General features: G+C 31.8%; 25 protein-coding genes and 1 other RNA gene. 10 read left to right on the forward strand and 16 right to left on the reverse strand.

Annotated elements, in window-relative coordinates; all coding sequences use genetic code 11:
- Positions 1-87: 87 nt before the first annotated feature.
- Both AC2H4K_RS12515 and ssrA read right to left on the reverse strand, forming a co-directional pair.
- Positions 88-870: a hypothetical protein gene (locus tag AC2H4K_RS12515; RefSeq protein WP_281140216.1), complete on the reverse strand. Its 783-nt coding sequence runs from the start codon at positions 868-870 to the stop codon at positions 88-90.
- A gap of 156 nt (positions 871-1,026) precedes the next feature.
- Positions 1,027-1,421, reverse strand: a transfer-messenger RNA (tmRNA) gene (gene ssrA / locus AC2H4K_RS12520).
- Positions 1,422-1,747: 326 nt separating this feature from the next.
- Between ssrA and AC2H4K_RS12525 the strand changes: the two genes are divergently transcribed.
- Both AC2H4K_RS12525 and AC2H4K_RS12530 read left to right on the forward strand, forming a co-directional pair.
- Entirely contained in the window at positions 1,748-1,960 is a 213-nt protein-coding gene (locus AC2H4K_RS12525; protein WP_281140207.1) for a hypervirulence associated TUDOR domain-containing protein, read from the forward strand.
- Positions 1,961-2,069: 109 nt separating this feature from the next.
- Positions 2,070-3,278 carry an NAD(P)-dependent oxidoreductase gene (locus AC2H4K_RS12530; RefSeq protein WP_281140285.1) on the forward strand — a complete coding sequence of 403 codons (1,209 nt, stop codon included), beginning with the start codon at positions 2,070-2,072 and terminating at the stop codon, positions 3,276-3,278.
- Position 3,279: 1 nt separating this feature from the next.
- Here AC2H4K_RS12530 and AC2H4K_RS12535 read toward each other — a convergent pair whose 3' ends face one another.
- From AC2H4K_RS12535 to AC2H4K_RS12590, 12 genes are all read right to left on the reverse strand, one after another.
- The gene (locus AC2H4K_RS12535; protein ID WP_281140206.1) at positions 3,280-4,932 is read right to left on the reverse strand and encodes a M48 family metallopeptidase; all 1,653 of its coding nucleotides are present in this window, start codon (positions 4,930-4,932) and stop codon (positions 3,280-3,282) included.
- A gap of 6 nt (positions 4,933-4,938) precedes the next feature.
- Positions 4,939-5,379 carry a M48 family metalloprotease gene (locus AC2H4K_RS12540; protein WP_281140205.1) on the reverse strand — a complete coding sequence of 147 codons (441 nt, stop codon included), beginning with the start codon at positions 5,377-5,379 and terminating at the stop codon, positions 4,939-4,941.
- Between the two features lie 113 nt (positions 5,380-5,492).
- The gene (locus AC2H4K_RS12545) at positions 5,493-6,155 is read right to left on the reverse strand and encodes a DUF1361 domain-containing protein (RefSeq protein WP_281140204.1); all 663 of its coding nucleotides are present in this window, start codon (positions 6,153-6,155) and stop codon (positions 5,493-5,495) included.
- Entirely contained in the window at positions 6,118-6,516 is a 399-nt protein-coding gene (locus tag AC2H4K_RS12550; protein WP_281140203.1) for a ribosomal maturation YjgA family protein, read from the reverse strand. Before AC2H4K_RS12550 ends, AC2H4K_RS12545 begins: the two co-directional genes overlap by 38 nt.
- Positions 6,513-7,127, reverse strand: coding sequence for a SanA/YdcF family protein (locus AC2H4K_RS12555; protein ID WP_281140202.1), 615 nt, complete (start codon positions 7,125-7,127; stop codon positions 6,513-6,515). Before AC2H4K_RS12555 ends, AC2H4K_RS12550 begins: the two co-directional genes overlap by 4 nt.
- Positions 7,124-7,636 carry a Coq4 family protein gene (locus AC2H4K_RS12560; RefSeq protein ID WP_281140201.1) on the reverse strand — a complete coding sequence of 171 codons (513 nt, stop codon included), beginning with the start codon at positions 7,634-7,636 and terminating at the stop codon, positions 7,124-7,126. Before AC2H4K_RS12560 ends, AC2H4K_RS12555 begins: the two co-directional genes overlap by 4 nt.
- The gene (locus AC2H4K_RS12565) at positions 7,633-7,950 is read right to left on the reverse strand and encodes a hypothetical protein (protein WP_281140200.1); all 318 of its coding nucleotides are present in this window, start codon (positions 7,948-7,950) and stop codon (positions 7,633-7,635) included. The genes AC2H4K_RS12560 and AC2H4K_RS12565 overlap by 4 nt, the downstream gene beginning before the upstream one ends.
- Position 7,951: 1 nt before the next feature.
- Positions 7,952-9,337: a DUF4153 domain-containing protein gene (locus AC2H4K_RS12570; protein WP_281140199.1), complete on the reverse strand. Its 1,386-nt coding sequence runs from the start codon at positions 9,335-9,337 to the stop codon at positions 7,952-7,954.
- A gap of 50 nt (positions 9,338-9,387) precedes the next feature.
- Positions 9,388-10,146 carry an oxygenase MpaB family protein gene (locus tag AC2H4K_RS12575; RefSeq protein WP_281140198.1) on the reverse strand — a complete coding sequence of 253 codons (759 nt, stop codon included), beginning with the start codon at positions 10,144-10,146 and terminating at the stop codon, positions 9,388-9,390.
- 56 nt (positions 10,147-10,202) lie between these two features.
- Positions 10,203-10,496 (reverse strand): winged helix-turn-helix domain-containing protein, encoded by a 294-nt coding sequence (locus tag AC2H4K_RS12580; RefSeq protein ID WP_281140197.1) that lies wholly within the window; start codon positions 10,494-10,496, stop codon positions 10,203-10,205.
- Positions 10,497-10,528: 32 nt separating this feature from the next.
- Positions 10,529-10,906: a hypothetical protein gene (locus tag AC2H4K_RS12585; protein ID WP_493742441.1), complete on the reverse strand. Its 378-nt coding sequence runs from the start codon at positions 10,904-10,906 to the stop codon at positions 10,529-10,531.
- Positions 10,893-11,504, reverse strand: coding sequence for a hypothetical protein (locus AC2H4K_RS12590; RefSeq protein ID WP_281140195.1), 612 nt, complete (start codon positions 11,502-11,504; stop codon positions 10,893-10,895). Before AC2H4K_RS12590 ends, AC2H4K_RS12585 begins: the two co-directional genes overlap by 14 nt.
- Positions 11,505-11,612: 108 nt before the next feature.
- Here AC2H4K_RS12590 and AC2H4K_RS12595 point away from each other — a divergent pair, with 108 nt between their 5' ends.
- The 3 genes from AC2H4K_RS12595 (at position 11,613) to AC2H4K_RS12605 (ending at position 12,697) form a co-directional block, all read left to right on the forward strand.
- Positions 11,613-11,966 (forward strand): hypothetical protein, encoded by a 354-nt coding sequence (locus tag AC2H4K_RS12595; protein WP_281140194.1) that lies wholly within the window; start codon positions 11,613-11,615, stop codon positions 11,964-11,966.
- On the forward strand, positions 11,963-12,352 hold the full coding sequence (locus AC2H4K_RS12600; protein WP_281140193.1) for a DUF1801 domain-containing protein: 390 nt from the start codon (positions 11,963-11,965) through the stop codon (positions 12,350-12,352). The genes AC2H4K_RS12595 and AC2H4K_RS12600 overlap by 4 nt, the downstream gene beginning before the upstream one ends.
- 87 nt (positions 12,353-12,439) lie before the next feature.
- Positions 12,440-12,697, forward strand: coding sequence for a hypothetical protein (locus tag AC2H4K_RS12605; protein ID WP_281140192.1), 258 nt, complete (start codon positions 12,440-12,442; stop codon positions 12,695-12,697).
- A gap of 17 nt (positions 12,698-12,714) precedes the next feature.
- Here AC2H4K_RS12605 and kdsA read toward each other — a convergent pair whose 3' ends face one another.
- Both kdsA and AC2H4K_RS12615 read right to left on the reverse strand, forming a co-directional pair.
- Entirely contained in the window at positions 12,715-13,527 is an 813-nt protein-coding gene (kdsA, locus tag AC2H4K_RS12610) for a 3-deoxy-8-phosphooctulonate synthase (protein ID WP_493742442.1), read from the reverse strand.
- Positions 13,528-13,566: 39 nt separating this feature from the next.
- Positions 13,567-13,878 (reverse strand): hypothetical protein, encoded by a 312-nt coding sequence (locus tag AC2H4K_RS12615; protein ID WP_493742443.1) that lies wholly within the window; start codon positions 13,876-13,878, stop codon positions 13,567-13,569.
- A 239-nt stretch (positions 13,879-14,117) separates the two neighbouring features.
- On the opposite strand from AC2H4K_RS12615, the gene typA reads away from it, so the two are divergent.
- From typA to AC2H4K_RS12640, 5 genes are all read left to right on the forward strand, one after another.
- Positions 14,118-15,917, forward strand: a complete 1,800-nt coding sequence (gene typA, locus AC2H4K_RS12620; RefSeq protein WP_281140190.1) for a translational GTPase TypA — start codon at positions 14,118-14,120, stop codon at positions 15,915-15,917.
- 108 nt (positions 15,918-16,025) lie between these two features.
- Complete coding sequence (locus AC2H4K_RS12625; protein WP_281140189.1) at positions 16,026-16,223, forward strand: hypothetical protein; 198 nt, start codon at positions 16,026-16,028, stop codon at positions 16,221-16,223.
- 3 nt (positions 16,224-16,226) lie between these two features.
- Positions 16,227-17,609: a class I SAM-dependent methyltransferase gene (locus AC2H4K_RS12630; protein ID WP_281140188.1), complete on the forward strand. Its 1,383-nt coding sequence runs from the start codon at positions 16,227-16,229 to the stop codon at positions 17,607-17,609.
- Positions 17,606-19,099 carry a sulfatase-like hydrolase/transferase gene (locus AC2H4K_RS12635; protein WP_281140187.1) on the forward strand — a complete coding sequence of 498 codons (1,494 nt, stop codon included), beginning with the start codon at positions 17,606-17,608 and terminating at the stop codon, positions 19,097-19,099. Before AC2H4K_RS12630 ends, AC2H4K_RS12635 begins: the two co-directional genes overlap by 4 nt.
- Positions 19,100-19,131: 32 nt before the next feature.
- Positions 19,132-20,040, forward strand: coding sequence for a DUF1574 family protein (locus AC2H4K_RS12640; RefSeq protein WP_281140186.1), 909 nt, complete (start codon positions 19,132-19,134; stop codon positions 20,038-20,040).
- The last annotated feature ends 8 nt before the right edge of the window (positions 20,041-20,048 follow it).

A 20,048-nucleotide genomic window follows, 5' to 3' on the forward strand; every position in this document is an offset into this window, starting at 1 on the left:
TTAAAAATTTGGCGACTTTCCATAAATACCCAAACCTTTGAGTTAGCAATGACTTGCGCTATTTTTTATATACAATGTTACCTGCCGTTATTTTTTCGTGTCAAAGTAATTTGGTTTTAATGTAGTCAAAAATTTATAAACAGCCTCTGAACTTTTATGATGTTTATAATCTATTAATTTCTTAAATAATTCTTGATACGAGGTGTTGTTACTTTTTTCAGTTCGCTTTAAATGAATTAAATCATTTCGTAATAAATTTGAGTTTATTATGCTTTGATATTCCTCGTTATGAAGTTCACTAAACTTCAAACCTAATAGTTCAGGTAAAATGATATTTAGCTTATCGTCTAAATTTGACCATTCTAAATCTTTTTTTGTTTTGGCTTTTCCATCTATTGTATATTCCTTTTCTTCAAAAAATTGATTTATGAAACCTTCTACAGTAGTTATTAAAAAGATGATTCCTTGACTTGTCAGGCTATAATATTGCGAGAATTTGTCAAAGTCGTCGAAAGCATCAAAATTCTGCTCTTTGGAAAGTATGGTGTTCTTTAATTTAGCGGATTTCTCTAAATTTTCATTGGCGATATTATAATAAATACAAACTGGATTTGGCTCGGGAAAAGTGTAAATCTTTTTTTTATTCGCAGACGATTTAACTTGACTTGATAAAAATACGTCTTTGCCCTTCCTAACACCAACCATTGAAATATCAGGATTTCTATTTACATAATTGAAAAGTGAAGTTAAATGCTTATCCACTTCTTCATTTCGGTTAACAGTTCCAACATTTACTTGCTTAACAACGTTTAAGTTCAAATCGGAAAAACTTTTTAAAGGCTTAATTTCAATCTTCCTGAATTCTTTCATATTCGCAATTTTTCTTATAATGGCAGGTAACAACAGGATATACGTATTAACTATATCCACATTATATATTTATGTTTACAATGTAACGAAAATTTATAATTAAAATAGGTGTATTAAAAAAGAAAAGCCTTGTATTTGTAAGTAATACAAGGCTTTATGTGGAGTCGGAGAGAATCGAACTCTCGTCCAAACAAGTAACCAAAGGGCTTTCTACACGTTTAGTCTTTTCTTATTTTTTCGATGCAAAGCTGGCTAAAGACAGCCTACTTTACACTTAGCTTTTTAATCTCGAAAGGGCATCAAAGCGCTACCCAATCTTGGTTAATTTTTACGATGCCTCTAATAGAAACGCCACTAACCAGGGCTTTTCGGAGACATTTAGCCTTCCTACCTTGTAGGAATGAGCAGAATCTTACTATAATTCAGATTACGCAGCTAAAGCGTAGTTATTCTCGCCGTTTAAAGTTTGGTCTAGCCTTTTACGTGTTTCAAAACCATTACACGACGTGCTTACCATTTAATTAATCTCGCTGTCAAAACCAGTCGACCCCAAAACTTCCTGTGTAGACAGGAATCTGTTAAATGATAAAATAATTTGGGCGTTACTCTACTAGTTTAACTTCGTAGAGTCGGGCTGTCCGCTGTATCTTTTTTACTTGTTCTCGATACGTTTCGCTCAGAAGCGAAACACTCGAACTGACGTAAAAAAGGATGCCGCTTCCATCCCTAACGCACCCACCAATGAACAGTAATCAGTATCCAAAGGTGTGCGAAATTACTAAAATAATTAACTCAAAAGCCGTACCAAGCTTATTTTATTAAATCGTTAAGAAAAATTGTCAGTAATAATCTCTAATTTCAAACAAAACAGATTACAATGATACAGAAAGGAACAAACGTAAAATGGAATTGGGGCAACGGAACGGCCAAAGGTAAAGTAGAAGAAACCTATACCGAAAAGGTAACGAAAACTATAAAAGGTAGCGAAGTAACACGCCATGGCGTGTCTGGCGATAAAGCACTTTACATAAAACAAGATGATGGAGACTACGTCCTTAAAAGCGAAAGCGAAGTAGAACGTATAGATTGATTTGTAAACCCATCTAAATAAACTTATTTTCGTGGCAAATTATTCCGTTTTCGAATTGTAGTCTACTACAACTATAAACAATTAAATGAATAAACAAATCAACATCAGTATGAAATTCGCCATCATAAAAGAACGTAAAAATCCCCCAGACAGACGAGTAGTCTTTTCACCAGAAACTTTAGCAGAAGCCAGAGAAAAATTTCCAGAAGCAGAGTTTGTTGTCGAGTCTTCGGATATACGTGTGTTTCCAGATGAGGCTTATGCTAAATTAGGTTTTACAGTTACAGATGATGTGTCTGATGCTGATGTTATGATTGGTGTAAAGGAAGTTCCGGTTGAAAATTTAATCCCAAATAAAAAGTACTTCTATTTTTCGCATACTATAAAGAAGCAACCTTACAATAGAGACTTGCTAAAGGCTATGCTAGACAAGCATATAGAAATGTACGATCATGAAACGATAGTTCGTGAAAATAACATGCGCTTAATAGGTTTTGGTCGTTATGCAGGTTTGGTAGGTGCTTATAATGGTTTTAGGGCTTTGGGATTACGTGATGGTTTGTTTTCGCTTCCAAAAGTAGAAACACTTGCTGACTTAGAAGAAGTAAAAGCAGAATTGGATAAAATTACCATTCCAAATATAAAAATCTTACTTACTGGAACAGGAAAAGTAGCCTACGGAGCCAAAGAAATTTTAGACCATTTGGGTATAAAACAAGTCAGCGATGCTTTGTATTTAACGTCTGAATTTACAGAACCAGTTTACGTCATGGCAGATGTAATGGAGTATGCAAAACGTAAGGATGGTAAAGTAGGGGACAAGTACAAATTCTATAAAGACCCAACAGGTTACGAAAGTAATTTTATGCCTTACGCAAAGCAAACGGATTACTTTATAGCAGGTCATTTTTATGGTAATAATGCGCCATATTTATTTACAAGAGAAGATGCTAAGCATCCAGAGTTTAGAATCAATTTGGTAGCTGATGTATCTTGCGATATTGATGGACCTGTAGCAAGTACTATTCGTCCTTCAACTATAGCAGATCCTTTTTATGGTTATAATCCGCAAACCGAACAAGAAGTTGCTTTTGATACCAAAGATGCCATAACCGTTATGGCGGTAGATAATTTACCTTGCGAATTGCCAAAAGATGCCAGCGAAGGTTTTGGTGAAACTTTTGTAGAACACGTTATACCAGCATTCTTCAATAATGATGAACGAGGTGTTTTGAAACGCGCAAAAATCACAACAGCTGATGGTAAGTTGACTGAACGTTTTAAATACCTTCAGGGTTATGTGGACGGGAAAGAATAATCTAATCCAGCCCTTTTTGTAATTTTTTATGATAATCTAAAATAACACCAAGATTTTTTTGATCTATGCGATTGCAATGCATAATCGTATTCTCAATATCTGACATTAGTAAGTTAAATCCACCATTTTCAAATATATTTCCTGTACGCTTTTCTATTGTACCACCGTCAATTAATGCTTCTTTTAAAGCGTTAACATTTTCAATATTTGGTAATTCAATGAACTCCATATTGTCAAAATTTTCTAAACTACTATTAAGACTTGTAGCCAAATCGTTAACTCTGTAGCCAAAACGTCTTACATCGTTTTCTGTTAGTTCTTGGGATTGGAGTTGATTTAATTCAGTATAAATAGTGTTTTTAATACCCAGTGCTTTTTTATAAAATGTGATTAGTTCTTGATGCTGTAGATATAGTTTTTTTAAGTGGTCATACTTATCTTGATTTTTTGCAAGAGCAAGGTGAAAAGCACAAAAGTCTTTATCCCATTCACTGAATGTTTCGGTAAATAATTTCTCTCGTTCTGCAACAAGTTCTTCATAACCTTGTTGTACAGTTTTCTTTTTATAAGTTTTACCCTTAAAAGCAAATGAGTTATCTTTAGTAGTGCCTTGTGCAATCTCGTTCGCTTTTAAAATTAGTAATTCAATTTCTTTCACAGGTTGCATTAACTCATCTAACTTACTTTTTAAATGCTCATAACTTGATAATTTAAGCTCTATATTATCTATCTCTTTTTCGATGATATCTAATTCTGGAATATTGATAAATCTATTTTCGAAAGCATTACCAAATTCATCCAACAATTCTTTACCGTGATTTTCTGAAGTAATAAAATTTTCAAACTCTTCAATGCTTGAAAAACTTTCAGCTTTCTTATTGATATACTGTTCGTATATTAATTGAGTCATTTTTTGTTGAAGATTCTCCTTATTATTAAAAAGTAACCAAGGAGAATCTTCATTGATTTCACATGCAACAAATGGTATTTTAGCATTGTCTTGACGCATGTTGTTTGGTGGGTGACTAGCATACATATTTACTTTAGAATGTTCAGAGCCTACAAAATAGGTTTTGCCTCCTCTGTCATCATTTGGTAATGCTTTGAGTAAAGCTGACTGCTGTTCCTTAATACGATCTAAACTAAGGTTGTTATGAGTATATAGATTTTTAGTAAACATTTTTTTTTGAGATGCTAAATAAGCATAGTTTACTGTGTTGTTCCATTTTTCGAAACCGCTGTCTAACTTCCATAATCCAGAAATTATAGCATCACTTCCGGAAGTACTTATAGCCACTTTGTCGGCATTAAACTCCATTTCTCTTGAAAGAGAAGAATACATAATATTAAGAAACTGATAGAATAAATTTAGGATTTGTCTTATCAGCCAAATAATAGGTGTAATAATCCAAGCAGCAAATGATAGTCTTAGGTCGGAGGCTCTCCATTGATCTAAAAGATTATCCCACTTATCTCTTGAGAAAATCATATCATGAATAATTGTATTTGCAGAAATAATATAACTCCCTATTTTCATACTTCGTTGGGAGAAGTGACCAAATTCATGACTCATTACAGCTTTAAACTCCGTTAGGTTTAAACAACTTACTAATCCTAAACCAATGGTGAGTTCTTTTTTAACTGGTAAAAACAAGCTTAGCTACATGTTTGTATAAGATACATAGGCATTAACGTCTGGATCAGCGTAAATAGCTTTAGGTTTTGGTGCACCAGTTTCATCACATATTTTTAAGATGAAACTCCAAAGTTCTGGATAATCTTTTTTGTCCAGTTTTATCCGGTTCTCTCGTTTATGATTTTTAAGCTTAAAAATAAATTTTAAGGTAAAAAAGAAAAGCATTACCGAGCCAGCTATTGCACCTATTTTACCTAAAATAGTTATTTTATTTATGTAACCAATATCATAGGTAAAAGACCAATAGACCAAATAGCCCAAAACAACAACTAATGCTCCGTATAAGATAAAGAATAGAATAATGGATAGTATTGCCAATAAAGCTCTTGTTTGGTAAGAAGTAGGCAACGCAGTTAATTTTTTTGGTAAAACTGTTGGGCTTGGTGGATATAGATTTCCTGTCATGTTATTTAGTTAAGAGACAGAAATATAAGAATTTTTGTACAAGTTTAACCTCTTAATTATTTTTTTAGATTAAAAGCAGTTTATGTAATTAACAAGTGTTGTTATGGATTAGTTTATTCGTTAGTAATGTCAATATATTTTAAAATGTAATATCCAACCAACAAAAAGCTTCCAAAACCCAATGTGAATAGCCATGCACCTGTGTGTTGCATAGGGAAAATTATCATATCTATAATATCGAGGAAAAGATTTTGAGGTTGACTCAAAATTTCCCAGGAATTATAACGTAAAAATCGACCTAGGTAAACACCAAACCCACAAAGAAACATTAAGCTAATGGTGACAAACGAAATCGAAATGCGCTTGAATTTTTGAGAAATTAATCGCTGCATATCCAAAACTGAAAGATAGAATAGAAATAACCCAGTCATAGCAAACGATAATACTACCAAAATATCAAGCCACATCAAATGGTAGGTGCTCTCTTTAAGATGAATAAGATCTGTGACAATATATGGCGCATTGGGCAAAAAGGCTAACCAAATAACAAACCAAACCGTTAACTTTAGTCGACTAAGATTTGGCTTCGTATTTAGGTACATTGTTATGGCAAAAGGAATGATAGCTAAAAAGATATTCCAGATTAAAAATAGAAAGAAGAAGGATTTGTTGAGCTTCATTCGTATCATAAGTGCTATAGCGCTAAAGGCTAATGCTAAAGTTACTAGTGATAAACTTTTAAATTTTGACTGTATGAGTGTTTTTACGTGTTCCATAGTAGTGTTCGATAATTAAAATTGTTGCAATTCCTAAAGTGTAAGCTATTAGATCTTCAACTTGAAATGTATTGCCAAAGATGAGGCTAGCCGTAAAACTATCTTGTAAATTAAAGTAGGTTAAGAAAGGTGTGAGTTGAAGTAGTTCGATTGTGTAAGCAATTACGAGGACGACCAATGCCGAGACCCAAACTTTCAGATTGGTACATCCTCTAATAATTGCATATAATAATATAACGACCAAATAATCGCCAAAGGTGTAGCGGATAAATCCGGTTTTTATAATGAATGCTATAGCTAGCTCAATCAAAAACAATGAATGTGCCAGCACTAGGTAATATTTGTTGAATTGTAGTTTCATTCTATAATTATTTTTTTACCTAAGAATTTTGGTTCTACATTAAAAACTAAGTCCAAGCTTGCTTTTGAACGTGCAAAGTATTCTCTGAAATGGAAATCGTAAACGTCTTTAGCATTGTAGCCAACAGCGTCTATGTCATAATTATTAGCGATATAAATAGCACGTTGGTTATGGAATTTTTGAGAAATAAAAGTGATAGAGGTTTGCCCGAATATCTCTTTGGCTCTAACGACAGAATCTAGCGTTCTAAAACCTGCATAATCCAAGTATATTTTATTTTCAGGAATGCCTTTAGCAATTAAATCTTGTTTGAATGTTGATGGTTCATCATAATATGTAGTGCTATTGTCTCCACTCACCAAAACGTATTCAATTTTACCGGCTTTATATAGTTCTACTGTAGCATCAATTCTATATTTATAATATAGATTTATGGTGCCATCAGTCATGTGTTTTGCAGTTCCAAGTACTAAACCGACTTTGTTTTTAGGAATAGATTCAAGGTTGTCGAATACCTGATTTCTAGTTTTAAAACTCATCCAATGATAAGTTATAAAAACACCTAAAAATAGTAAGACACCTATAAGAATTAACATTTTGAACTTTTTCATAATTGAGTAATGTTTAGTTTCAACGCTTCAGATTTTGAAAAAATAGCTTCTCTGAATTCTACTATAGATACGTTCAAAAGTTTTTTATAGTCGAAATGATGAAATGGATTAGCATTTTTCCCCTTCTTATAAGATGAATAATAATAACCGAAATAATCTGGAAGAATAGCCACGCCGAGAATTACAGCTCCATATAGGTATGGACTTCGTTTACCGTTACCAAAACATAAACATTGTAGCGCAATTTCTTCTTCAACTTCTGTGTTATAACCGCAAAGTACATGATAGCAATCGTGTCGCTCTACTTTTGGAATGAGTTCAAAATTATTACGATCTAAAAACTCCCCAAGATGTCTACCAAAAGATGGTTTAGGAAATTTCAATAAATCATGTTTGGTGATATTCCACGACTCATGGTTTTTGAACAAATTAGTGTATAGACGTTGTGAGTATTCAAAAAGCCAAATTATGATTTGCTTTCTTAAGTTTTTTAGTGGTAGCTTGCTCATGGTAGATTTGGTGTTTTCGGAGTTGAGTTTATTTGTTTTTGGTAACTTTTCAATTCGTATCTCCAGATTAAAAGTGCTATGATGTAAACAGACGAGAAATATTCCCACGCGAGAATGTCGAAATCCATACTCCAGATTAATCCGCTACAAACCATAGTTAAGAGAATGATATAGTAAGGAAAGTATAATCTAAAAACAGCTTGTTTATCTTTAGGATTATTTACTGACCAAAAAATGCAGGATATGCTAATTCTAACTATGGTATAGGTAAATAGTGTTACTATCAAAACGATGATGAAAATTAAACCCTCCATTTTATTCTGAATCAATCTTTAAATTATCGTATTGTAATTCTTGCCATGAGTTGGTTCTAAGCTCGTAGACATAGTTTCTGTATTTTTCTTCGATTTGATTTAAGAAGAAATCACCTAATTCCTTTTGTTCGGATTGATCTTTTAGAATAAGCGCATTGTTATTTGATAATTCAATGAGGTAGCCAACATCCATAGATTTGGCATAGTTGAAATTATAATTAGTAATATGATAGTCCCAGTTTATTGTTGCAGCAATAATTAATACTACAAAAGCAGCTTTTGTATTTAGTCTCAGTAAGTACCAAATATTTTTGATTTTACTGATTTTTAGAAGTGTTGTTATAAGTCCTGTAACCACAAGTATGAGATAAATTAAGACTCCAATTCTCTTATAGGTTAACCCGAAATAATAAATGTATTGCCCATTTTTCATCATGATACTTAATACAAGAATCATATTTAAAGTAATCCATGTAAAGGCGAGTTTCTTTAGAGTTTTGTTTTCGGCAAAGAAGTTGAGGTCACCTCTAAATACATAAAGTAGAATGACTATGGCTATTAATATTGATGCAATTAATGCATTAATGCCACTATGAACTTGAGCCGAAAATACAGAAGCTCTTATATCCATTGAAGAAAAGAGAAATGAAATATCAGTGATTAAGAATAGAACGATAAGCGCATTTAATACCGAAATAAGAACAACACCAAGCTGATTTTCTTGCTTTAGTTTTGGTAACGAAAATTTTGCTGTTTTTTCTAAAGAATTTCCTGTTGTTAAATCGAGTTCTGTGGCAGGTTCAACTTCCACTGGTTTATGAATATTCGCAAATAAATAATACCCTAATCCAGCAAATAAAATCCATTGAATATTAATAAAACTGAAATCAATTTTTGAAATGATATCGCTAAAAAACGGATTGCCGTCTTTGTATAATGCGATAAAGATGATTACAAAGACTAAAGGAATAAAAATGATTTTTAAAAGATGGATGTAATCAATCTTATGTTTTGGTTCTACGGTTTGTGTCTTTTCATTAACTGAAAAGTTTCTGTGAAAAAGACCTGCTATTGTGGTGTAAAGCCCATTTAACCAGTTCACATAAATTGAAGATTTATTTTCAGATAATAAACCAATCAGAGTAAAAAAACATATACAATTGGCAAGAATCGCTACGGACGAATCGTGAAAGAAAACAGCAACACCAGTAATGATGTAGATTGTACCGTAAATTAAAGTTCTAGTGTTCTCAAAGTCTTTTTTATTATTTAAAAACAAAATAGTAACTGTTGTAATGCTGAATAAAAAGAGGTTCAACCCGATGCTTTTATCATAAAACAGTGTGCTGAATAATAATGCTCCGATAAATAAGAATAGTTTTTTCATAGTGATTAATTTAAAGTACTTTGTTTTTCAAAGTAAAAATTTAAAATTTTTTAAATGCTGTTCAATTGTTTGATGTCTTGTTTGTAAGCTGATGGTAATAGTATGTCTTTTACAAGCCCATCAAGCTTTAGTTGCCTGGCGATTTTATATAGAATTATAAGTGGTTTTAAAAATGATATTTTTCTAAACTTAAGCATAGTTCTTACCGTTTGTGGAAGTAAAAGTATCTGAGCTTCAATCAGTAATTTATAGCGAACAGCACCTAAATGTTTGCGGTATTGCTTGTAAAGATCTTTAGTATAAGCTCCATTTTTGAAATTTTGTTCAAGGTGTTTTTGACGTGTCACTGTAAATTCGGAGTAGGTGAGTGGCAAGTTGGTTAAACCCATACGTTGCCCAACTTTGGTGAATACATCCAACACCTCTTGCTTTTGTTTTATTGACAATGGCTGTTCTAAAACTTCATAAGATGTTATAGAATAGTCAATAAGCATAAAAAGTACATCTTTATAGGCCCATTCAGGAATAGCTTTTCCGCGTTTTGCTTCTACTGAATTATGAATGGCAGTCATTTGATCTATAGCTTTTAAAGCAGATGCTTCGTTAGCAAAAACAATAGCTTTGGCATAATTTACGGTAGAAAACAAACGACCTAAAGAATCTTTAGGCAATTTACCTGTAAAATAGAGCCAGTCTACAGCTTTGTTTAGTGCAAATTCAGCCGATGCACCAGCAAACACGAGTAGAATAGTATCACTATTGCCCCAAATGTCTCTAACTATAGAATGTTTGTCTACAAAGTTTCTCATGAAATCAGTTTTATTTAAAATCCACTTTGAATTTCAAAGTAAAAAATCAAAATTTTTTAAGTTTTATTAATTAGTTTTTCAAGTGCTTCAATATGCTTTTTAAATTCAGCTTTACCCAGCTTAGTTGCACTATATCTGGTGTTTGGTTTTCGTCCGATAAACTGTTTTTCAACAGCAATATATTCTGCTTTTTCAAGTGCTTTGGTATGACTCGCTAAATTACCATCTGTGGTACCTAGCAATTCTTTCAACATATTAAAATCGGCATATTCATTTACCATAAGAATAGACATGATACCGAGTCGTATTCTATGATCAAATAATTTATTTATGTTGTTAATTATGCTCATAATATTTCCTGTATAAACAGGAATCTTATTTTCTAGTATGGTTTATTAAATTCACCATCAACTAAAATAGTGTCGTTTAAAATTCTAATATGAATAGCATTTTCAATTTGGTAACCATTGGTATAATAACCAAAGGGTTTTAAAACGGCTTTTTTACTTTCCGAATTTATATATGACATGTAATAACTTCCATCAGTTTTTACCTCATCCATAAAAATAAAGTGTTCTTTTGTTTCACCTTTTTTAAGATTGATGAACTGTTTTTTGGAATCTGGCATTATGTTCAAAGACTCAATGTTGAAATCACTTTCATTGATAATGATAAATTCACCTTTGTTATTATCACAGGAAAATAACAATACACCTAAAAAGAAAAAAAAGAAAATCTTATTCATATTATTTTCTATCATACTTAAAATGCATCCAAGTGCCATATACAATATGCATTACACCAAATCCAAGCGCCCAAAGCCAAAAACCATAACCAGGATAAAGCGTTGCAATGAGCCCCAAAGTTATGTCAATAAAACCTAAATATTTAATATCACCAATACTATACTTGGAGGCGCTCACTAATGCCAAGCCATAAAATATAAGCATTAAACCACCAGTTTGCCCGTATCTTCCTTGATTTAAGATGATAAGGCAATACAAACCACCTACAACGAGCGGAATTAAAAAGTTAATTAATAAGCGACGCGAAGAGCTATCCCATATTTTTTCATCATTTTTTTTAGCTTTTCTTACGGTAAGAATAATTCCGGTAAGAGCACTAAGAAAAGCGACCATTAATAGTATGAACATAGTTGTCCAAAATACCCAACCATGAAAAATATAGAGTTTACCATCACTATAATTCATTACAAGCCAATAGGCAATGGCTGCACCAATTAATGCATAGATGCCTGCCAAAACTCCCGAAAGACCGCTTAGGGAAATAAAACGAGAAGACTTATTCATGAGATTTTTTATCTCAGAGATGTCTTTTAAATAATCTTCGTTGCTCATAATTTAAAGTACTTTGAAATACAAAGTAAATAAATTTATTTAGATAAAACAAAATATTTTTTGATTGAGATTGATTAAATTTATATCAAACAAATAAAATCAAATGTCATGATAGGTTTGCTTTTAACAATTGCCAACATTACCGGAGGAATACTTCTAGGTTTGGCAACATTAGATAAGTGGGATGGGGAAAGTAATTTTTTTAATAAAATAGCAAGCGCGTTGTTGCCTTTTCAAAGCGTTATTGGTGGAGCATTAATTGTTTTACCGATTTTGGTGTTTTGGAGTGGTTGGATTTTTAATATCTTAAGTATTTTAGGAGGTATATTATTGTTGACGCATATGTTTAGCAAAGTCCCTTCACTAGAAGCAGGTTTAAGGAATTTATCGGCTAAATTAATGCCTTTTAAAGCCGTGATAGGCATTATACTTTTAATTGTTGGAATTATTAGATTGTTTTGAATCCAGCTGAGGTATATATACTAAAACAGGAAGAACCTTTTAAAACTATTCTTCTTCAACTTCAAGCTATTATTGAGTCTGTTGCTCCCAATCCAGAATTGTTATTCAAATGGAAAATTCCATTCTACTATAATAATGGTATTCCTTTATGCTTTTTAAATCAATCTAAAGACTATGTGGATTTAGCATTTTGGCATTTTGATCAATTGGATAAATTCAACGAGCATTTTGTTGATGCTAACAGAAAGTCAATTCGGTCGCTTCGTTATAAATCAGTTGAGGGTATCAATGATGAGGTTATTGTTTATGTGCTTCAAAAGCAATTAGAAATAAATGTAAATCCCTTTAAACTTATTCTGAACAAGAATAAAAAAGCTCAAAATTAGGATAAGATCTAGATTTTCTTAATGTTAACTTTTTGTTAATTTAATGTAAACAGCTATCTTGCGCTAGTATCCCTAATTCCCCTTGTAGTGAAAATCCATTGGCATTCAAACACCGATTTGATTGATAGTGCTTTAGAAAATAAAATTCAGTTAGAATTTAATTTTAGACAAAAAATCATTCGTTTTTTTATAGAGAACAATATCAAAGAGTGTTGTACTGACTACAGTTGTTATGTTTTCGATTATTATGTGGATAGTGAAAAAATAGAAATTTCTAAAGAAACACCAGAGCCTTATTATTCAAAACTTGTAAAAATTTGGAAACAATTCCCATTGATGGGATAGTGAAAATGCTTAGATATTTAGAAACTTTGAACAACTTTTCTAATCGCAACCAAATTGGTTAAAAGTCCTTCAAGATTATCTAGATGTAGCATGTTAGCGCCATCGCTTTTGGCATTTGCAGGATCAAAGTGTGTCTCTATAAACAAACCATCTACATTATTAACCACACCAGCTCTGGCAATAGTTTCAATCATGTCTGGTCGTCCTCCAGTAACACCAATAGTTTGATTTGGTTGCTGTAAAGAGTGTGTAACATCTAAAACTGTTGGTGCAAATTTTCGCATGGTTGGAATACCTCTAAAATCTACAATCATGTCTTGGTAGCCAAACATGGTGCCTCTATCGGTTATCCAAGCTTTTTCATTGCCAGCATCTTTTACTTTTTGCACAGCGTGTTTCATGGATTCAGGACTCATGAATTGTCCTTTTTTAAGGTTAACAACCTTTCCTGTTTCGGCTGCTGCCACTACAAGATCTGTCTGACGGACTAAAAATGCAGGAATTTGTAAAACATCAACATATTCTGCAGCCATAGCAGCATCAGAAATTTCGTGAATGTCGGTAATAGTTGGAACATCAAAAGTATCTGAAACTTTTTTCAAAATTTTCAATGCCTTTTCGTCTCCAATTCCTGTAAAACTGTCAATTCTACTCCGGTTTGCTTTTTTAAAACTTCCCTTAAAAACATAAGGTATTTGAAGCTTGTCAGTTATAGAAATTACTTTTTCAGCAATGCGAAGCGCCATATCTTCACCTTCGATAGCACAAGGCCCACATAGTAAAAAGAAATTATTAGAATCTGTGTGTTTTAATTTTGGAATTGTTGTCAACTTAAAAAGAGTTAAATATTACAGTACAAAGATAGCATTTTAAAATACCTTTTTTATACTATTTCTTATCATCCAAAGCGACATCACTAAATTACCAACAACGAATAGACCACCAAAAAAGAAAAATTGTTTCGCAGGTTCAGACCAATTAATAATATTCAGTAAATCGAATAAGTAAGCTAAGACCAGATACGAAGATAGACAAACGAAAATGATGCCAAGAGAGAAATTGAGTTCTCGGATAGGTTTTATAAGTTGCCACAAAAATGGAATTCCAAACAATAAAATAGGATATGCAGATAGACCTTCACTCTTATTTATGTCAGTAAACCAATATATGATGATCGACAAAAAATAGAGATAGGGTATAAATTTGGTGTATTTGCTAATTGTATGCATCTGCTTTTTAATTAAGGGTTCAGACGTAAAAGCCCAATTAGCGGTATGTTTAAGGGGATAGGCTTTTAGTTTTTAGTCAATTATTGCACTAAGTTACAAACTCAAATTAAGGCTTAATTAAATTATAACATATAATTAACGAAATGAGGAGAATATGATGTACCTTTGCGCGCTTAAAATCAGCATCAGTTATGACTAAGATTAAAAATATTGCAATTATTGCACACGTTGACCACGGTAAGACGACTTTGGTTGATAAGATTATGTACCATTGTCAGTTGTTTAGAGAGAATGAAAACACAGGTGATTTAATTCTTGATAACAATGATTTGGAACGTGAAAGAGGTATTACAATTACTTCAAAAAACGTATCGGTTATTTATCAAGATACTAAGATAAATATCATTGATACACCAGGTCACGCCGATTTTGGTGGTGAAGTAGAGCGTGTTTTAAACATGGCAGACGGTGTACTATTGTTAGTAGACGCTTTTGAAGGGCCAATGCCACAAACAAGATTTGTGTTACAGAAAGCGATTGACCTTGGTCTAAAACCATGTGTTGTTGTAAACAAGGTGGATAAAGAAAACTGTACTCCTGATGAAGTTCATGAAAAAGTATTTGATCTTATGTTTGAACTTGGTGCTGAAGAGTGGCAGTTAGATTTCCCAACAGTTTATGGTTCAGCAAAAAATAACTGGATGAGTGACGATTGGCAAAAGCCAACAGAGAATATTGAGCCATTATTAGATATGGTGATAGAGCATATTCCTGAACCGAAAATTGAAGAAGGAACAACTCAAATGCTGATTACGTCTTTAGATTTCTCTTCTTTCACAGGTAGAATTGCTATTGGTCGTTTAACAAGAGGAACTTTAAAAACAGGACAACCAATTTCTTTGGTAAAAAGAGATGGTGCTGTTGTAAAGAATAAAATTAAAGAACTACATGTTTTTGAAGGTCTAGGACGTTTAAAAGTAGATGAAGTTCAGACTGGTGATATTTGTGCCATTGTAGGTTTAGAAGGTTTTGAAATTGGTGATACCGTTGCAGATTTTGAAAATCCTGAAGGTTTAAAAACCATTGCTATTGATGAGCCAACGATGAGTATGTTATTTACTATTAACGATTCACCTTTCTTTGGTAAGGATGGTAAATTTGTAACGTCTCGTCACATTAAAGAACGTTTAACTAAGGAATTAGAAAAGAACTTAGCATTAAGAGTACAAGATACTGATAGTGCCGATAAGTTCATGGTATTCGGTCGTGGTGTATTGCACTTATCAGTTTTAATAGAAACTATGCGTCGTGAAGGTTACGAGCTTCAAATTGGTCAGCCACAGGTAATCATCAAAGAAATCGATGGTGTAAAGTGCGAGCCTTTTGAAGAAATGACTATTGATTTACCAGAAAACGTATCAGGTAAAGCCATAGAGATGGTAACCATGCGTAAAGGTGAAATGTTAAGTATGGAAGCTAAAGGCGACCGTATGGTTTGCGAATTTATAGTGCCATCTCGTGGTATTATAGGTCTACGTAACCAATTGTTAACTGCAACTGCAGGTGAAGCAATCATGGCACACCGTTTTAAAGAATATCAACCGTTAAAAGGTGGTATTCCAGAGCGTCAGAATGGTTCTTTAGTATCTATGGAAAACGGAACTGCAATTCCTTATTCTATTGATAAATTACAAGAAAGAGGAAAGTTCTTTATCGATCCAGGAGAAGATATTTACGAAGGTCAAGTTATTGGTGAAAACTCTCGTGGTGATGATATGACGGTTAACGTAACAAAAACTAAAAAGTTAAGTAACGTACGTTCTGCAGGTGCCGATGATAAAGCTAAGATTGTACCAGCAATAAAGTTTTCGCTAGAAGAAGCTTTAGAATATATTCAAAAAGATGAATATGTAGAAGTTACACCTAACCATCTTAGAATTCGTAAGATATTCCTTAAAGAGGTAGATCGTAAGCGAAATAAGAGTATATAAGGATTAAAATTATATAGATATTAAAAAGAGAAATGCTTTAAAGTGTTTCTCTTTTTTTATTTAATACCATAACTAAGCAAGTTTTATATCTTTACAAAAAACAAATACATGAATTTTCTTTATTTCGACCCAGGTATAGGGGCTATGATTATCCAGACAATTATAGCGGCAGTAGCAGGAGTGGTTTTATTTTCTAAAAATCTAATGCATAAGATTAAAGTGTTTTTAGGCTTGACAAAGAATTCTGATGATGATGTTTTTGAAGATATTGATGTAAAAGAAAAAGATTCAGAAAATTCTAAATAAAAAATGAATCAGACGGCTCATCCTTCTTCATTCAGAGATCCTTCAGGTTACATTTTATTGGGTGAAAACGAAATCAAAAGAGTTATTAATCCCGTATATTTTAAGCAATATTATGCTTTAAAGGAAACGGGTTTTTATGATAAATTAATAAAAAATGAGTTGATGGTTTCTCATGAGGAGGTTTTTTCATCTAAAGAAAAAATTATTTTAAAAGCTACAAAAGTACCATTTGTAACTTATCCTTATGAGTGGAGTTTTAATATGTACAAAGAAGCTGCTTTACTAACATTAAAACTTCAGAAGTTTAGTTTAGAGCATGGTTTTTCTTTAAAAGATGCATCAGCTTTTAACGTTACATTTCATAATGGGAAAGCAGTTTTTATAGACACGCTTTCATTTGATTTTTATCAAGAGAATTCTCCATGGAGAGCCTATAAACAATTTATCACACATTTTTTTGGACCGTTATTGTTGGCTCATTATCACGGAGCACAACAATTAAAACAAATGCAGACGTTTTTAGAAGGTATACCAGTAAAGACGTTAAGCTCATTGCTGCCCACAAGAACAAAACTAAATCCATTATTATATTCTAATATTCATTTGCTGGCTAAATCTGAAGATAAACATAATGAGAATTATGAAGGTGAGGTGAAAAATGCGGAATTATCTAAAAAAGGACAGCTTAACATTATTAAAAGCCTTTATGGTTTTATAAAAAAGTTAGAATTAAAAGAAAAGTCTGAATGGGGAAATTATTATAGTAAAACAAATTATAGTGATGATGCATTTAATACAAAATCAGAAATAATTAATGACTGGGTTGAAGGAATAACCCCAAATACATTAATTGATATAGGTGGAAATGACGGCACTTTTGTTAGGAAAATTAAAACTTCTTTAGATGTTGCATTAGTCAGTGATATTGATAATAATGCTGTTGATGCAAACTATAAGATAATGAAGTTGAATAAAGAGCAAAACATGCTTCCTCTAATTTTAGATGTCTTAAGTCCATCACCTGCAATAGGACTCAATAATGAAGAACGCGATTCTTTTATAAAGCGTATCGGTGAGTTTTCTCCTGATGTAACTTTAGCTTTAGCTGTAATCCACCATATTTCATTATCAGGTAATGTGCCTTTTGAGAGATCTGCAGATTTTTTCGCTAGATTTTCTAAAAATTTAATCATAGAATTTCCCAAACGTGAAGATTCCTGGGTACAACGCTTATTAAATAATAAGGCAGATTTCAAAGATTACTTTAATTTTTACAATATTGAAAATTTTGAAAAGGCTTATTCTCAAAAGTTTGATATTGTAGAGAAAAAAGCGATTAAGAATTCTGAAAGAGTTATCTACTTATTAAAAAGGAAGGATTTATGAAAATCTCAGAAAGAAAATTTTTTAAAAGACCTGCAAAAGATAATATTTCCCCAAGCTTAATTGTTTTATGTGCTGGTTTATATCCTTTCTTTCACTATTATAGTAGTAATATTTCTGAAGCTACTTCATGGCAGCAATTTGTCTTTTTATTTGGTTTGTGTTTTTTGTTACCACAGATTCTACTGTTTTTAATTCCTCTATTATTAAAAATTAATTTTTTTAAATCACTAAAACCTTTTAGTGTTTCTATTTTAAATAGTACTGTTTTTATTGGATTATTAGGTTTTTTAGCGTTCTATTATAATAAAAAAACGTTACTGCTAGTTCTTGTTTTAGCCTTTGGTGTTGGTTTTTTAATAGCTAAACATATTAAGAAGGTAGTTGTAATTCAATTATTATTTGCAGTGATGGGATTTGTGAGTTTAATTCCGAAACTAGTATTTCATTTTAATCAAAACAACAATACTTGGGCAAAATTATCAATTGAAGAACTACAAACTAAATTAAAAAATAAGCCTAATATTTTTGTAATACAGCCAGATGGTTATGTTAATTTTTCAGAAATTGATAAGCCTCCATACGACTATGATAATTCTGAATTTAAAAGCTGGCTATTATCAGAGGGATTTACCAACTACAAGGGTTTTAGAAGCAACTACTATTCCACATATACCTCAAACTCCTCGATGTTTGCCATGAAGCATCATTACTATTCTAACACTAATAAATCAACTTTAAAAACGCATAAACCTAATGAAGCTATTGTTGGAAAATATAATAATGTGCTTAGTATCTTAAAGCATAATGGTTACAAGTCATATTTAATTACCGACAACTCTTTTTTCTTAATAGACAGACAACCGCTGTCTTATGATTATTGTAATATCGATACAAAATGGATGTCATATCATAATTCAGGTTCTGTAACAGGTGCGGATATAAAGGTAGACTTAAGCAGAGCTCTAGATACCCTCACATCAAAACAAAATTTTATTTTCATAGAGAAGACACTTCCAAGTCATATCATATACAAAGAGAGTTTGTCTAAGGGGAAAAATTCTGAACGTACTAATTATCTTCAAAGATTAGAAGATGCCAATGAGTGGATAAAGTCTTTGATAAATGAGATTAATGTTTTTGATAAAAATGCTTTAGTCATTGTCGTTGCAGATCACGGTGGTTTTGTGGGACTAGATTATACATTGCAGGCTTCAAACAATAAACTAAATAAAACTGAAGCCTTATCTGTATTTAGTAGTTTGTTGAGTATAAAATGGCCAAAGAGTATAAATTTAGATAACGCAACTAATTATACAAGTAATGTAAATTTATTTAGAAATTTGTTCTATGCCTTGAGTAAAAACAAAAGCTTATTAGATAATTTAGAAGGTAATGAAAGTTTTTTGCCTTTAAAAAATGGAGAATACAATGGCTATTATAAATATTTTGATAATGATGGTAATTATGTATTCGAATTGATTTCTGAATGAATTTAGCTAGTATTATAACTTTTTAGTGTAAAATGAAGTTGTTTTTAAGAAAAATATCTCTTTTTGTTTTACCTGTCTTAGTGTCTTTGTTTTGTGTTGAGTATGCAATTAGGTCTTTACCCAACTCTTTTAAACTTAAGAATGAATTTATAGAAAATAGCGGAGGTGAAATAGAGACATTGATATTAGGAAGCTCACATACGTTTTATGGACTTAATCCTAAATGTTTTCAGTCTAAAACCTTCAATTTTGCAAACATATCTCAATCACCAGATGTTGATTTAGCTATTCTAAAGAGTTATGAGGATGAGCTAATAAATTTAAAAACTGTAGTTATAAGATTATCTTATGATACTTTGTTTGAACAATTAAAAAACTCATCAGAAGATTGGAGATTAAAAGATTATAAACTTTATACAGATGTTAATTTTGAATATTTGTTAAAGCATAATTCTGAAATTCTATCAATAGGAACAAGACAGGCTCTTAAGGTGTTGAAGAATAATTATGTAGATGAAGAAAGTCTTCTAAATTGTGATAGTTTGGGCTGGGGAAATGATTTAATTAATAAGCCTAAACTAGACTTAAAAAATGTTGGGCCAATTGCAGCGAAACGTCATACTGCTTCATCATGGGAATTATTAGAAAAGAATGTAGTTGAGTTCGAGAATTTAATTATAAGGTGTAAAAAAAAGAATATTAAAGTTATATTGATTACACCACCATCGTATAACAGTTACTATAACAATTTAGATAAAGCTCAATTAAAAAAAATGTACAAAGTCGGAAGAGAATTGTCTGATAATTATAGTAATTGCTATTATTATGATTTCTTAAAAAGTGAAGACTTTAAAGAGGGTGATTTCTACGACGCAGACCACCTTAACGCATCTGGTGCTAAGAAGTTTTCAAGCATCGTAAACAGCTTAATCGAAAATTAAGATTACAT

The organism is Winogradskyella sp. 266wxhm (assembly GCF_058964685.1).